14 protein-coding genes are annotated in these 13516 nt (G+C 73.6%); 11 read left to right on the top strand and 3 right to left on the bottom strand.

Going from position 1 to position 13516, the window contains the following annotated elements:
• The first annotated feature begins 37 nt into the window (after positions 1-37).
• From ACF1GV_RS28305 to ACF1GV_RS28290, 4 genes are all read left to right on the top strand, one after another.
• On the top strand, positions 38-1468 hold the full coding sequence (locus ACF1GV_RS28305) for an amidase (protein WP_391685917.1): 1431 nt from the start codon (positions 38-40) through the stop codon (positions 1466-1468).
• A gap of 2 nt (positions 1469-1470) precedes the next feature.
• Positions 1471-1689, top strand: coding sequence for a hypothetical protein (locus ACF1GV_RS28300; RefSeq protein ID WP_391685915.1), 219 nt, complete (start codon positions 1471-1473; stop codon positions 1687-1689).
• 133 nt (positions 1690-1822) lie between these two features.
• Positions 1823-3352: an SPFH domain-containing protein gene (locus ACF1GV_RS28295; RefSeq protein ID WP_391685913.1), complete on the top strand. Its 1530-nt coding sequence runs from the start codon at positions 1823-1825 to the stop codon at positions 3350-3352.
• A 44-nt stretch (positions 3353-3396) separates the two neighbouring features.
• Positions 3397-3843, top strand: a complete 447-nt coding sequence (locus ACF1GV_RS28290; RefSeq protein WP_391685910.1) for a type II toxin-antitoxin system PemK/MazF family toxin — start codon at positions 3397-3399, stop codon at positions 3841-3843.
• On the opposite strand, the gene ACF1GV_RS28285 is transcribed toward ACF1GV_RS28290, so the two are convergent.
• Positions 3828-4655 carry a TIGR02452 family protein gene (locus ACF1GV_RS28285; RefSeq protein ID WP_391685908.1) on the bottom strand — a complete coding sequence of 276 codons (828 nt, stop codon included), beginning with the start codon at positions 4653-4655 and terminating at the stop codon, positions 3828-3830. The genes ACF1GV_RS28290 and ACF1GV_RS28285 overlap by 16 nt on opposite strands.
• 269 nt (positions 4656-4924) lie before the next feature.
• Between ACF1GV_RS28285 and egtA the strand changes: the two genes are divergently transcribed.
• Genes egtA through egtD form a run of 4 tightly spaced genes read left to right on the top strand, consistent with a single transcriptional unit; the run spans position 4925 to position 9304 of the window.
• Positions 4925-6247 (top strand): ergothioneine biosynthesis glutamate--cysteine ligase EgtA, encoded by a 1323-nt coding sequence (gene egtA, locus ACF1GV_RS28280; protein ID WP_391685906.1) that lies wholly within the window; start codon positions 4925-4927, stop codon positions 6245-6247.
• Positions 6244-7563 (top strand): ergothioneine biosynthesis protein EgtB, encoded by a 1320-nt coding sequence (egtB, locus tag ACF1GV_RS28275; RefSeq protein ID WP_391685904.1) that lies wholly within the window; start codon positions 6244-6246, stop codon positions 7561-7563. The genes egtA and egtB overlap by 4 nt, the downstream gene beginning before the upstream one ends.
• Entirely contained in the window at positions 7563-8345 is a 783-nt protein-coding gene (gene egtC / locus ACF1GV_RS28270; protein WP_391685902.1) for an ergothioneine biosynthesis protein EgtC, read from the top strand. Before egtB ends, egtC begins: the two co-directional genes overlap by 1 nt.
• Positions 8342-9304 carry an L-histidine N(alpha)-methyltransferase gene (gene egtD / locus ACF1GV_RS28265; protein WP_391685900.1) on the top strand — a complete coding sequence of 321 codons (963 nt, stop codon included), beginning with the start codon at positions 8342-8344 and terminating at the stop codon, positions 9302-9304. The genes egtC and egtD overlap by 4 nt, the downstream gene beginning before the upstream one ends.
• Positions 9305-9311: 7 nt before the next feature.
• Here egtD and ACF1GV_RS28260 read toward each other — a convergent pair whose 3' ends face one another.
• Positions 9312-10571, bottom strand: a complete 1260-nt coding sequence (locus ACF1GV_RS28260) for an extracellular solute-binding protein (protein WP_391685898.1) — start codon at positions 10569-10571, stop codon at positions 9312-9314.
• Between the two features lie 240 nt (positions 10572-10811).
• On the opposite strand from ACF1GV_RS28260, the gene ACF1GV_RS28255 reads away from it, so the two are divergent.
• Positions 10812-11027: a dodecin gene (locus ACF1GV_RS28255; protein WP_363263834.1), complete on the top strand. Its 216-nt coding sequence runs from the start codon at positions 10812-10814 to the stop codon at positions 11025-11027.
• A gap of 16 nt (positions 11028-11043) precedes the next feature.
• On the opposite strand, the gene ACF1GV_RS28250 is transcribed toward ACF1GV_RS28255, so the two are convergent.
• Positions 11044-11559, bottom strand: coding sequence for a hypothetical protein (locus ACF1GV_RS28250; protein ID WP_391685896.1), 516 nt, complete (start codon positions 11557-11559; stop codon positions 11044-11046).
• 41 nt (positions 11560-11600) lie between these two features.
• Here ACF1GV_RS28250 and ACF1GV_RS28245 point away from each other — a divergent pair, with 41 nt between their 5' ends.
• Positions 11601-12020: a (2Fe-2S) ferredoxin domain-containing protein gene (locus ACF1GV_RS28245; protein WP_391685894.1), complete on the top strand. Its 420-nt coding sequence runs from the start codon at positions 11601-11603 to the stop codon at positions 12018-12020.
• 492 nt (positions 12021-12512) lie between these two features.
• The gene (locus ACF1GV_RS28240; RefSeq protein WP_391686425.1) at positions 12513-13499 is read left to right on the top strand and encodes an LLM class flavin-dependent oxidoreductase; all 987 of its coding nucleotides are present in this window, start codon (positions 12513-12515) and stop codon (positions 13497-13499) included.
• Positions 13500-13516: the final 17 nt, after the last annotated feature.

Below are 13516 nucleotides of genomic sequence, written 5' to 3'. Positions count from 1 at the left end.
CCGTTCGGTAGACGACGGAGTCCCGGAGGTACGCCGTATGACGCTCGACCGCCGCGCAGGACTGGCCGAGACCGCCCGTGCACTGGCCGAGGGCGAGGTGAGCGCTCGGGAGCTGACCGAACGCACCCTGGAGCGGATCGAGGCCTCACAGGCGACGGTGAACGCGTTCCGGATCGTACGGGCCAAGGCCGCGCTCGCCGAGGCCGACGCGGCGGACCGGGAGCTGGCCGCCGGGGTGCGCAGGCCACTGCTCGGCGTACCGGTCGCCGTCAAGGACGACATGGATGTGGCGGGCGAGCCCACCGCGTTCGGCTGCTGCGGCGACTTCCCGCCCGTCGCCGAGGACGGGGAGGCGGTACGGCGGCTGCGCGCGGCCGGGGCGGTGATCGTCGGCAAGACCAACACCTGCGAGTTCGGGCAGTGGCCACACAGCGAGGGCCCCGCGTTCGGCGCCACCCGCAACCCGTGGAGCCCGGAGCACACCCCGGGCGGGTCCTCCGGAGGGTCGGCTGCCGCCGTCGCCGCCGGGCTGGTGCCGGCCGCGCTCGGCTCGGACGGAGCCGGTTCGGTGCGCATCCCGGCCGCCTGGACCCATCTCGTCGGCATCAAGCCGCAGCGCGGCCGGATCTCGACCTGGCCGCGCGGCGAGTCCTTCCAGGGCATCACCGTCAACGGCACCCTGGCCCGCACGGTCGCCGACGCCGCGCTGCTGCTGGACGCGGCGAGCGGCAACCACGCGCGTGACCCGCACCGGCCGCCCCCGCTCACCGTGTCCGACGCGGTCGGCCGCGACCCCGGCCGGCTGCGGATCGCGCTGTCGCTGAAGCCGCCGTTCACCGCGGTTCCGGCCCGGCTGCGACCCGAGGTACGCGTCCGGGTCGTCGAACTCGCGGAGAAACTGGCCGGGTTGGGGCATGTGGTGGAGGAGGCCGATCCGCCGTACGGACCGATCGGGCTGACCTTCGTGCCGCGCGCCACCGCCGGCATCGCCGAACGCGTCGCCGGGGCACCGTTCCCCGACCTGCTCGACGCGCGCACCCGCGGCGCCGCCCGGCTGGGCCGGCTGCTCGGCGGGGTGCCGCTGCGGACGGCCCGGCGGGCGGAGGCGGTGCTGCAGCGCCGTATCGGCGCGTTCTTCGGGTCGTACGACGTGATCCTCGCGCCCACCACGGCCGCTCCCCCGCCCCGCATCGGCGCCCTGCACGCGCTGGGCGGGTTCGCCACCGACCGGGCGGTGATCGCGGCCTGCCCCTACGCCTGGCCGTGGAACGTGCTCGGCTGGCCCGGGGTCAACGTGCCCGCCGGGTTCACCGCCGACGGGCTTCCGGTGGGCGCCCAGTTGCTCGGGCCCGCCCACAGCGAACCGCTGCTGGTGTCGCTCGCCGCCCAGTTGGAGGCGGAGCTGCGCTGGCACGAACGGTGGCCGCCGCGGGCATGGGCCGCGCCGGGAGAGGCCCGTACGCTGTGACGATGGACGATGCGTCGATGGTCGGGCTCATGGGGCGGGTCACCGGGACGGTCGGGCCCGGACTGGTCGGCGAGGTGATCGTCCGGGTGCGCGGCGGCGCCGAGCACTTCCTCGCCCACCCCGCCTCCGGCGCCGGCCGTCTGGAGTGCGGCACGGTCGTGATGGTGGTCGAGTACCTGCCACCGCGGACCGTCTACGTCACGGCTGCGTACGACAGTTGAGCCCGCTGCGGCGCAGGTGAGAGGCGCCCGCGTCAAGATTGCAACAAGGATTAGCGGACGCCTTCCCGCGCGGCCCCACCGGGCGCACACTCCCTTCGTTCGGTGCCGAAAGGGCACCATGCAAAGGGGGCGAATGCCGATGGTCGTCGGCGTCGTTGCGGGGGCGGTCGTCGTTGCCGTCCTGCTTCTGATCGGTCTGTTCAAACTCATGTGGCGCGTCGCCGAGCCGAACGAGGCGCTCGTCATCTCCGGCTCCAAGCACCGCACGGAGGGCCTGGAGGAGGGCATGGGCTTCCGCATCGTCACCGGGCGCGGCACGTTGGTGCTGCCCGGCGTGCAGGCGGTGCGCAGGCTCTCGCTGGATCTGAACGAGACCGAGCTGCATGTGGACTGCGTGACGCACCAGGGCATTCCGCTGAAGGTGCGCGGCGTGGTCATCTTCAAGGTGGGCGACGACTTCGTGTCGATCGCGAACGCGGCCCGCCGCTTCCTGGATCAGCAGAAGCTGATGTCGGACCGGGTGCACAACGTCTTCGCCGGTCATCTGCGCTCCATCGTGGGCGGGTTGACGGTCGAGGACATGATCCGCGACCGGGAGAAGCTGACGGGTCAGACGCGTGCCGCGTGCGGCACGGAGATGGAGAAGCTGGGTCTGATCGTGGACTCGCTGCAGATCCACGAGATCGAGGACCCGACCGGGTACATCCAGAACCTGGCGATGCCGCACGCGGCGGCCGTGCAGCGGGACGCGCGGATCGCTCAGGCCGAGGCCAACCGGCTGGCGACCGAGGCCGAGCAGCAGTCCTTCGCGCGGATGGCGGAGGCGACCCGGGACAGCGAGATCCTCCAGGCCGGCTACCAGGCCGAGCGGGACAAGGCGGCCGCGAAGGCGCGCCAGGCCGGACCGCTCGCGGAGGCCGGGGCCCGGCAGGAGGTCGTCGTGCAGGAGACCCGGGTCGCCGAACTGGAGGCGCACCGGCGCGAGCAGCAGCTCCAGGCGGACGTGCGCAAGCCGGCCGACGCCCGCGCCTACGAGACCCGCACGCTGGCCGAGGCCGAGCGTGACGCGCGGATCTCGGCGGCACAGGCCAAGGCGCAGGAGACGGAGCTGGCCGCGGCGGCCGAGGCGACCCGGGTCAAGACGGCCGCGGGCGCGGAGGCCGAGGCGACCAGGACGCGCGGTGAGGCCGGTGCCGCCGCCACCCGGGCCACCGGTGAGGCCGAGGCGGCCGCCGCGCAGGCCAAGGGGCTCGCGCAGGCGGAGGCGGTCAAGGCCCACGGTCTCGCCGAGGCCGAGGCCATCAAGGCGCGGGCCGCGGCGCTCGCCGAGAACCAGGAGGCGGTCGTCGCCCAGCAACTCGCCGAGAAGTGGCCGGAGATCGTCCAGGCCGGGGCGTCCGCCTTCGGCAACGTCGACAACATGGTGCTGCTCAACGGCGCCGACGGCATGGCGGAGGTGTTCGCCAAGGCGCTCACCATGGGCGGCACCGGCCTGGGGCTGGCCCGCCAGTTGCTCGCGTCGATGAACGCGAACGGCCAGCACACGAACGGCCGGAACCCGAACAGCCAGAACCCGGACGGCCAGAACCCGGACGACCGTAACCAGGTTGGTCCGTCCCTCAACGGTGCCGCACCGCAGAGGGTGCCGGTGCAGGACGCGTGAGCCTCTGATCGCGCGGTCACGGGGGGACCCTCTAGGGTGCCCCCGTGACCGCTTTCACCGAAGAGAACGTCCCGGGCCGCTACGGCCCCACGGCCACCACCGAGGCCGACCCGAGCCAGGTCGGGCGGGTGCGTACCGAGTACTCCCCCGCCCACGACGGCGATCCCGACCCCGGCGAGATCGTGTGGACCTGGGTGCCCTTCGAGGAGAACGACGGCCGGGGCAAGGACCGGCCGGTGCTGGTCGTGGCCCGGGAGGCGGCCGGCACCTTCCTGGCGGTGCAGCTGTCGAGCAAGCGGCACGACGACGACCGGGAGTGGGTGCCGATCGGCAGCGGCCCGTGGGACCGCTCCGGGCGTGACTCCTGGGTGGACGTGGACCGGGTGCTGCGGCTGCACGAGCAGGGCATGCGCCGCGAGGCCTGTGCCCTGGACCGGATGCGCTTCGGCCTGGTGCGCAGGCGGCTGGCGGAGCGCTACGGCTGGACCTGAGCGGCCAAACCCTCGAAGCAGCGTTCGAACGCCGCACGGGTGTCACCCTTGCGGTCCAGTACGCCGAAGACCACGTGCTCGAACCGGTGAGCGAACCGCCCGCCGGGCGCGAGCAGCGACCGAAACGATTCGGCCACCTGGGCCGGGTCGTTGCGGAACACGCCACAGCCCCAGGCGCCCAGCACCAGCCGCCGGTAGCCGTGCGCGGCCGCCGTCTCCAGCACCCGCTCGGCCCGTACCGCCAGGGCGGCGGGCAGCTCGGCCGCGCGCCGAGGGGCCGTGCGCAGGACGACGCCGGCGTTCGGTGCGGCGGCGGTCAGGAAGCCGACGTAGCAGGGCTCGTCCAGCAGGCGGCCCCGGTCGTCACGGAAGACCGGCACGGCCGGGGAGTGGATGACCCGGTCCGTGTAGAACGGGTCGCGGTCGGTGCGGTGGCGGTCGTAGAACCCGGGCGCGCGTAGCAGGCAGGTGTACAGCGCGGAGCCCCGGCACAGGGCCTCCTCCTGGGCCTGCGCCCCGTTCAGATAGCCGCCGCCCGGATTGCGCGCGGAGGCGAAGTTCAGGACGGCCACCGGGTGGTGCGCGAGGCGGCGGGCGGCCTCCAGGCTGCTCTCGCCGGTGACCTCGATCCGCGCGTCGACCGGCGGCGCCCCGGGCACAGGCACCGGCTCCGGGCCGAGCATCCGCGTGTCCTGCCGGGCCGCCTCGATCGCCTGCGCGAGCGACACCGTGTGCCCGTCCGACCGGACGTACCGGCCTGCCTCGACGATCTTCTCCGTCTCCCGCGCGATGCCGCGCAACCGCGCGCTCACGGCGTCACCCCCGTGGACGCCCCGAGCGCGCGTTCCCCCGTCGTGCTCATGGACGCATCCTGAGCGATGCTGGTCGTGGATTGCAACGCGTTTTCCCGGGCGTGGAACGCGGCGGAAAACCTGCGGGAAAGGAGCCTTACGAAGCCCGGAACTTGCCGCCTGGCACTCTTGTGCGAACCGGCAGGAGCGTCTTGGGTGGGACGAGCGCGCCGCGCCCGGGCCACCCGAAACGGGCCGGCGGCATGGTGGACTCTCAGGAGGATCCCGACATGTCCGATTCGTCGACCACCGCGGCGGGTGACTGTACGGAGCACGCTGAGCCCCGTACCCGCGTCACCGAGGCCGAGGTGGAGGCCCTCGTCAGGGGCATCTGCTTCAAGACCGGACCACCCCGCCGACTCGGGGTGGAAGTGGAATGGCTGGTCCACGAGGAGCGCGAGCCGCAACGCCCCGTGACCCCCGACCGGCTCGACGCGGCCTACGCCGCACTGCGGAGCGTGCCCCTGGGCTCGGCCCTCACCGTCGAACCCGGCGGCCAGCTGGAGCTCAGCTCGCCGCCCGCCGCCTCCCTGATGGAGTGCGTCGGCACCGTCTCCGCCGACCTCGCCGCCGTCCGCGCCGTACTGCGCCGCGACGGCCTGGTCCTGGCCGGCATCGGCCACGAACCCTGGCACTCCCCGCGCCGGTACCTGCGCGAACCGCGCTACGACGCCATGGAGACCGCCCTGGATCGCACCGGATCGGCAGGCCGATCCATGATGCGCGCCTCCGCCTCCGTGCAGGTCTGCGTGGACGCCGGACACGAGGAGCCCGGCCCGCTGGGCCATGGGCGCCGCTGGTGGCTGGCACACACCCTGGGCGCCGTCCTGGTGGCGGCCTTCGCGCACTCCCCGATGGCCGGGCACCGCCCCACCGGCTGGCGCTCCACCCGGCAGCTGCGCTGGATGGAGATCGGTCCCGGCCGCGCGGGCGCCCCCGTACCGGACGGCGAGCCGCGCGCCGCGTGGGCCCGGCACGTGCTGGACGCGCCCGTGATGTGCGTCCGGCGCGAGGACGGCCCGTGGGAGGTGCCCGACGGGCTCACCTTCCGCGAGTGGACGCGTTCCGGTGCACCCCGGCCGCCGACCCGCGCCGACCTCGACTACCACCTCACGACGCTGTTCCCGCCCGTGCGGCCACGCGGTCATCTGGAGCTGCGGATGATCGACGCGCAGCCCGGCGACGACGGCTGGATCGTCCCGCTGGCGGTGACGGCCGCCCTGTTCGACGACCCGGAGGCCGCCGAGACCGCCTATCGCACGGTGAAGCCGCTGGCGGAGCGGACGCTGGCACTGCCCGCCCCGCACAACCCGCTGTGGGCCGACGCGGCCCGCGACGGCCTCGCCGACCCGGAACTCGCGGAGGCGGCCGCCGACTGCTTCACGGCGGCACTCGCGGCGCTGCCCCGCCTCGGTGCCACCACCGAGGTCACGGACGCCGTCGCCGCGTACCGGGACCGCTATGTGCTCAGGGGCCGTTGCCCCGCCGACGATCTGCTGGACCGACTGCGCGGCGCGGACGCGCGCGCCCACGGGAAGGACGACCTGCGATGACCGAGCCCGCGCCCGACGCCGAGACGCTCCGCGAGCGCGCCCTCACCTCGCTCACCACCGCCCGCGAGCGCACCACCCTGCTCACCACCTGCGTCGAGGGCCCCGACCTCACCGCGCAGCACTCGCCCCTGATGTCCCCGCTGGTCTGGGACCTCGCGCACATCGGCAACCAGGAGGAGATGTGGCTGCTGCGCACGGTCGGCGGGCAGGAGGCGATACGCCCCGAGATCGACCATCTCTACGACGCCTTCGAGCATCCCCGCGCCGAACGGCCCTCCCTGCCGCTGCTCCCGCCCGATGAGGCCCGCACGTACGCGGCCCAGGTGCGCACCCGGGCCCTGGACGTGCTGGAGTCCGCCCGGCTGGACGGCACCCGGCTGACCGAGGCCGGCTTCGCGTTCGGGATGATCGCGCAGCATGAACAACAGCACGACGAGACGATGCTGATCACCCATCAGCTGCGCACGGGACCGCCGGCCCTGACCGCCCCGGACCCCGAGCCGGCGCCGCTGTTCACCGGCCCGGTCGAAGTGGTCGTTCCCGGCGGCCCGTTCACCATGGGCACGTCCAGCGAGCCGTGGGCGCTGGACAACGAGCGGCCCGCGCACGTGAAGGAGGTGGCGCCGTTCGCGATCGACACCACCCCGGTGACCAACCGCGCCTACCAGGCGTTCATCGAGGACGGCGGCTACGACGACCCCCGCTGGTGGACGCGCGAGGGCTTCGACCACATCCGCCGCCACTCCATCCACGCACCGCTGTTCTGGCGCCGCGACGGCGGGCAGTGGCTGCGCCGCCGCTTCGGCGTCACCGAGGTCGTCCCGCCCGAGGAGCCGGTGCTGCACGTGTGCTGGTACGAGGCCGACGCCTACGCCCGCTGGTCCGGGCGGCGGCTGCCGACGGAGACGGAGTGGGAGAAGGCCGCCCGCTTCGACCCGGCGACCGGCGGCTCGATGCGCTACCCGTGGGGCGACGCCGAACCGGAGCCCGAGCACGCCAACCTCGGCCAGCGCCATCTGCGCCCGGCACCGGCCGGCAGCTACCCGAAGGGCGAGTCGCCGCTCGGCGTACGGCAGTTGATCGGCGACGTGTGGGAGTGGACGGCGAGCGACTTCCTGCCCTACCCGGGCTTCACGGCGTTCCCGTACAAGGAGTACTCGGAGGTGTTCTTCGGGCCCGAGTACAAGGTGCTGCGCGGCGGTTCCTTCGCGGTGGACCCGGTGGCCTGCCGGGGCACCTTCCGCAACTGGGACTACCCGATCCGGCGGCAGATCTTCTCCGGCTTCCGCACCGCACGCTCCGTGGAGCACATCTGATGTGCCGTCACATCGCCTGGGTGGGAGACGAGGAGCCGCTCGGCCGGTTCCTCGTGGAGCCCGCGCACGGCCTGTACCGGCAGTCCTGGGCTCCCCGCCGGCAGCGCTACGGCACGGTCAACGCCGACGGCTTCGGCGTCGGCTGGTACGCCGAGGGCGACCCGGTGCCGGCGCGCTACCGCCGGGCCGGGCCGATCTGGGCCGACCAGTCCTTCGCCGACCTGACCCGCGTGGTGCGCACCCGGGCACTGCTGGCCGCCGTACGGGACGCGACGCTGGCCGGGGCCGACGCGGAGGCCGCCGCCGCCCCGTTCGCCTCGGGCCACTGGCTGTTCAGCCACAACGGCGCGATCGCCGGCTGGCCCCGCTCCCTGGCCGCCCTCTCGCGCACCCTGCCCCCCGAGGACCTGCTGGCGCTGGAGGCCCGCACCGACTCGGCCCTGGTGTGGGCGCTGGTGCTGGCCCGGCTGCGGGCCGGTGACGAGATGGGCCAGGCGCTGGCCGACACGGTCGCCGAGACCGCCCGGGCCGCACCGGGTTCCCGGCTCAACCTGCTGCTCACCGACGGCGACACGATCGCCGCGACCGCCTGGGGCGACACCCTGTGGTACCTGGCCGAGCCGGGCCACCGCGCGGTCGTGGCCTCCGAGCCGTACGACGACGACCCGCTGTGGCGCGAGGTGCCGGACCGCACCCTGCTGACGGCGAGCCGCAGCGAGGTGCTGCTCACCCCGCTGAAGGACCTCGATCAGGACGTACCCCCCAAGGAGCCCCGACCGTGAGCCCGTTCCGCATCACCCGCACGCTGCCGGAGGACGCGACGGACGCCGCCCTGCGCGCGGACGTCCTCGCCGGCCTCGCGGCCACCCCGAAGACGCTGCCGCCGAAGTGGTTCTACGACGCCCACGGCAGCGACCTGTTCGAGCGGATCACCGCCCTGGACGAGTACTACCCGACGCGCGCCGAGCGCGAGATCCTGATCGACCGGTCCCGGGACATCGCCGCCGCCACCGGGGCCCGCACCCTGATCGAACTGGGCTCCGGCTCCTCGGAGAAGACCCGGTACCTGATCGACGCGCTGGACGCCCTGCACACCTATGTGCCGGTCGACGTCAGCGAGAGCGCGCTCACCCAGGCCGGGCAGGCGCTCGCCGCCGAGCGGCCGGACCTTCAGGTGCACGCCCTCATCGCCGACTTCACCGGCGCGCTCGCCCTGCCGGACACACCGGGGCCGCGGCTGGTGGCGTTCCTCGGCGGCACGATCGGCAATCTGCTGCCGGCCGAGCGGTCCGCGTTCCTCACCTCGGTGCGGGGCCTGCTCTCCCCCGGTGACGCGTTGCTGCTCGGCACGGACCTGGTCAAGGACGAACGGGTCCTGGTCCGCGCCTACGACGACGCGGCCGGGGTGACCGCGGCGTTCAACAAGAACGTCCTCACCGTGATCAACCGCGAGCTGGGCGCCGACTTCGACGCCGACGCGTTCGACCACGTCGCCCGGTGGGACACGGACCGCGAGTGGATCGAGATGCGGCTGCGGTCCCGCACCGCGCAGAGCGTGAAGGTACCCGCGCTCGGGCTCGCCGTCGACTTCGCGGCGGGCGAGGAACTGCGCACGGAGGTGTCGGCGAAGTTCCGCAGGGAAGGGGTCGCGGAGGAACTCGCCGCCTGCGGAATGGAGTTGTCCCACTGGTGGACGGACCACGAGGGCCGGTTCGCGCTGTCGCTGGCCACGGTGCGCTGAGGGCGGCTCAGCGCAGCGACACCTTCAGCTCCTCGGTGATCCGGCGTGAGGCGCGCCGGGCCTCGGTGGCGGGGTCGGCCCCGGTCAGTACGGCGGTCATGTACCGCTTGATCGGGTTGTCGGCCTCGACCACCGCCCACTCGGGCGTGCTGGGGGTCGCCCTGCCGTGTGCGGCTCCGGCCGCCATGGCCGCGACCCCCTCCTCACCGGCGACGGCCGGGGCGAGTCCGGCCTTGTTGGGCACGTAGTTCATGGTGCGGGCGAGGTCGCTGTCCCACCGGGTGCCGGTGAGGGCTTCGACGACGGCGAGGGCGCCCTTGCGTTCGTCGGTGTTCTGCGGCACGACGAGGTCGGAACCGCCGGTGAACACGGCGCCGGTGCGGCCGGTGTTCCTGCCGGGGACGGGGAAGAAGCCGAGCTTGCCCTTCAGGCCGGGGTTCTGCTGCACGATGGACTGGGCGAGTCCGGGGACGGCCACGATCTGCGCCGCCCGGCTGGAGGCGAACACGCCGGCCTGCGGCGGGTGTTCCTCGTCGGCGCCGGCCGGCCCGGCACCGAGGGCGTGCAGCCGCCGGTAGAAGTCCATGCCGCGCAGGGCGGCCGGGGAGTCGAGGGTGCCGCGCCAGCCGGCGTCGCCCTCCACGGCGAGTTCCCCGCCCTCGTCCCAGATGAATCCGGCGAGGGTGTACCAGTCCTGTCCGGCGAGGTAGATGCCCTGGTGACCGGCGGAGTTCAGCTTCCGGGTGGCCTCCAGCCACTCCTGGCGGGTCTTCGGCGGTGTGGTGACGCCGGCCTCGGCGAAGAGGTCCTTGCGGTAGATGACGACGCGGTTGGCGGCGTACCAGGGGATGCCGAACTGCTGTCCGTCGCGCTGCCCCGGCTCGGCGAGTCCGGGCAGCCAGTCGTCCAGGCCCCAGTCACGCATGGACTCCAGGGTGAGGTCCAGCAGCCCGCCCTTGTCGATGTACTGCGGGACCTGGGTGTTGCCGACCTCGATGACGTCGGGGCCGTCACTGCCGTCCGCCTTCAGGGCCGCCTGCACCTTGGTGCCGATGCCGGTCCACTGCTGGATGCGGATGTCGAGCGCGAGGCCGGGATGGGTGTGCTCGAAGTCGTCGGTGAACCGGCGCAGGAACTCAGCTGAGGCGCTGTCCTTCATCAGCCAGACGGTGACCGTACGGCGCGCGGTGCCGTCGTGCGGCAGGACGCCACAGGCGGTGAGCAGACATGCGGACACGCAGGCGAGGGCGAGGAGGCGGCGTGGCACGAGGGGGCTCCCGGGGTCCTGGCTGGAGGGCTTCAGGCTGCGGACAGAGGAATGGGACCCGACGTGGGGGACGAGCGACTGACTCGAACGGGTGTGCCGGATTTTGGTATGGACCAATACGGGGGGTCAAGGGTTTCCCCGGGTAAGGCCGATCCGACCGCCTCGCGCCGAGCCGCACTCTGGGGCACGGTGGAGTGACGCGTGACACACACGTGCCCCGCCCGCGAGAGGAGCACCCGCATGTCGAACCACACCTACCGGGTCACGGAGATCGTCGGCACCTCCCCCGAGGGTGTCGACGCAGCGATCCGCAACGGCATCACGCGCGCGTCGCAGACCCTGCGCAATCTGGACTGGTTCGAGGTGACACAGGTGCGCGGGCAGATCGAGAACGGGGACATCGCCCACTGGCAGGTGGGCCTGAAGGTCGGCTTCCGGCTCGAGGAGACCGACTGACACGGAGCCGGACGGCTCAGGTACGGCCCTCGCGCTCCTGCGCCACCTTCAGCTCGGTCGAGGGGGTGGCCCAGCGCGCCCGCAGCACGGTGAACCCCTCCCGCTCGGCGTCGTCGCACACCAGCTCGTCGTCGTCCACCAGCACCCGGACCTCGCGGCTGCGGGCGAGCCGGCGCAGCGTCTGCAGTTTGGTGCGCCGGGCGGGCCGCCGGTCGTCGTCGCCGCGCATGTACACGCGCCCCTCGGGCAGCCCGTGCGCGGCCAGCCAGTCCAGCGTGTCGGCCCGGCACCGCTCGGGCCGACCGGTGAGGTAGACGACCTCGCACTCCCGCGCGCTCTCCACGGCCAGCGCGACACCCTGGGCGAGCGGCGGGTCCGCGGGCGCGGCGGCGAAGAAGGCGTCCCAGTCCTTCGGCAGCCGCTCGAGGAACCTCTGACGGTGCGCGGTGTCGGCGAGCGTGTTGTCGAGATCGAACACGGCGAGCGGGCGACGCGACGCGCGGGAGGCGGACGTGCCGGACGTAACAGTCACGCGGTCCACCCTAGCCCCGCCGTATGGATCATGCTTCTCCCATGCGATCCCCCGTCCGAGCCGCCGTCCCCGCCCCCCGCAGGTCCTTCGTCGGTGCCGCCCGGCAGCGGCCCTGCACCCTCGTGGTGTGCCGGGGCTGCTGCTGCGGCAACGCCCGCAAGCACCCCGGCACCGATCACGTCTGGCAGCTGGAGCGGCTGCGCGCCGCGGCCGAGGAACACGGCTTCGAGGTCCGTACGACCGACTGTCTCGGCCCCTGCGACCAGGCGAACGTCATCGTCGTCCAGCCGTCGGCCGCGGGACGCCGGGCCGGCGGGCGGGCCGTGTGGGTGGGGTTCGCGACGGACGACGACTGCACGCAGGAGGTCATCGACTGGGCGGCCGCGGGCGGCCCCGGCGTGGCCGCGCCGCCGGTGACGCTGGAGTTGCAGGTCATCCGGCGGCCCGGGGCACGCAAATAGGGCGCCTCGGTGCTTGCCGGCCCGGGCGGTGACGCCGGTACCGCGCGGCGCCGCCCAGCAGCAGCGCCCCGCTCGCCAGGGCGGCCAGGAGCAAGCCGTCCGTGCCGGTCTCGGTGAGGGCTCCCACGGCGCCCACCTCCTCGACCGGGGTGCGCACCAGCGCCGGTGTCGTGGTGCGGAGCCTGCGGCCGCGCGTGCGTCGGAGACACCGACCGGCCGACGCGCCGCCGCCCGCGTTCGACGAGCCGCCCTTGCCCGAGCCGTTCTCGCCGGGGCCGCCCTTGCCTCGCACCGGACGCGGCGGCCACCGCGATCAGGGTGTTCCGGGTAACCCAGGAGAGAGGTGCGGTCTTTCGCCCGCACCAGATGCAACGCCCAGCGGCGGGAGGAGTCATGAAGAATCAGCCGTTCGCGCGGCCGTGTCCGCGCGCCGACGCACCGTGACGGTGGGAATCCCTCGCGGCCGCGGGTGTTGAACAGGAGGTGAATGCGCTGATCAGCCGGACCCGTTTCTCCGTCCTCGACCGCTCCCGCACCCGGGAAGGGCACCCCGCGGGCGAGGCGCTGCGCGACACCGTGCGCCTCGCGCGGGAGGCGGAGCGGCTCGGCTACCACCGCTTCTGGGTGTCGGAGCACCACGGCGTGCCGGGCGTGGCCGGTTCGGCGCCGACGGTGCTGGCCGCCGCGGTGGCCGGGGCGACCGAGCGGATCCGGGTCGGCACGGGCGGGGTGATGCTGCCCAACCACCAACCGCTGATCGTCGCGGAGCAGTTCGGGGTGCTGGAGTCCCTCTTCCCCGGCCGGATCGACATGGGGCTCGGACGGTCGGTCGGCTTCACCGACGGGGTGCGCAGGGCGCTGGGCCGTGACAAGAACGACGCCGAGGACTTCGCGGCGCAGATCGTCGAACTGCTCGGCTGGTTCGGTGGCACCTCCCCGACCGGGGTGCACGCACGGCCCGCGGAGGGGCTCAGCGTGCCGCCGTTCGTGCTGGCCATGGGAGAGGGCGCCCTGATCGCCGCCCGGCTCGGCCTGCCCATGGTGATCGGCGACCTGCGAGGCCGGGAGAAGATGCGGCGCGGCATCGACGCCTACCGGGAGGCCTTTCGGCCCTCGCCGTGGGCGAGCGAGCCGTACGTGGTGATCTCCGGCACGATCGCGGTGGCCGGCACCGCGGCGGACGCCCGACGGCTGCTCCTGCCCGAGGCCTGGTCGATGGCGTACTCCCGCACCCACGGCGCCTTCCCGCCGCTGCCGCCCGCCGAGACGGTGGGGACCCGCGCCATGACGGCGAAGGAGCGCGGCTTCTACGAGTCGGGGCTCACCGGGCACATCGCGGGCACCGAGGAGCAGGTCGCCGCGGAGCTGGAGACGCTGCTGAAGGAGATGGACGCGCAGGAGGTGCTCGTCACCACGAGCACCTACGACCGTGCGGCGCTGCTGGACTCCTACCGCCGGCTGGCCACGCTGTTCGCATAGAATCGCGGGGTTTGTCC

Source organism: Streptomyces sp. NPDC014006, assembly GCF_043088925.1.
GTDB lineage: Bacteria > Actinomycetota > Actinomycetes > Streptomycetales > Streptomycetaceae > Streptomyces.
The sequence above is the reverse complement of the archived record's forward strand: the minus strand, read 5'-3'. Positions and strand labels throughout refer to the sequence as shown.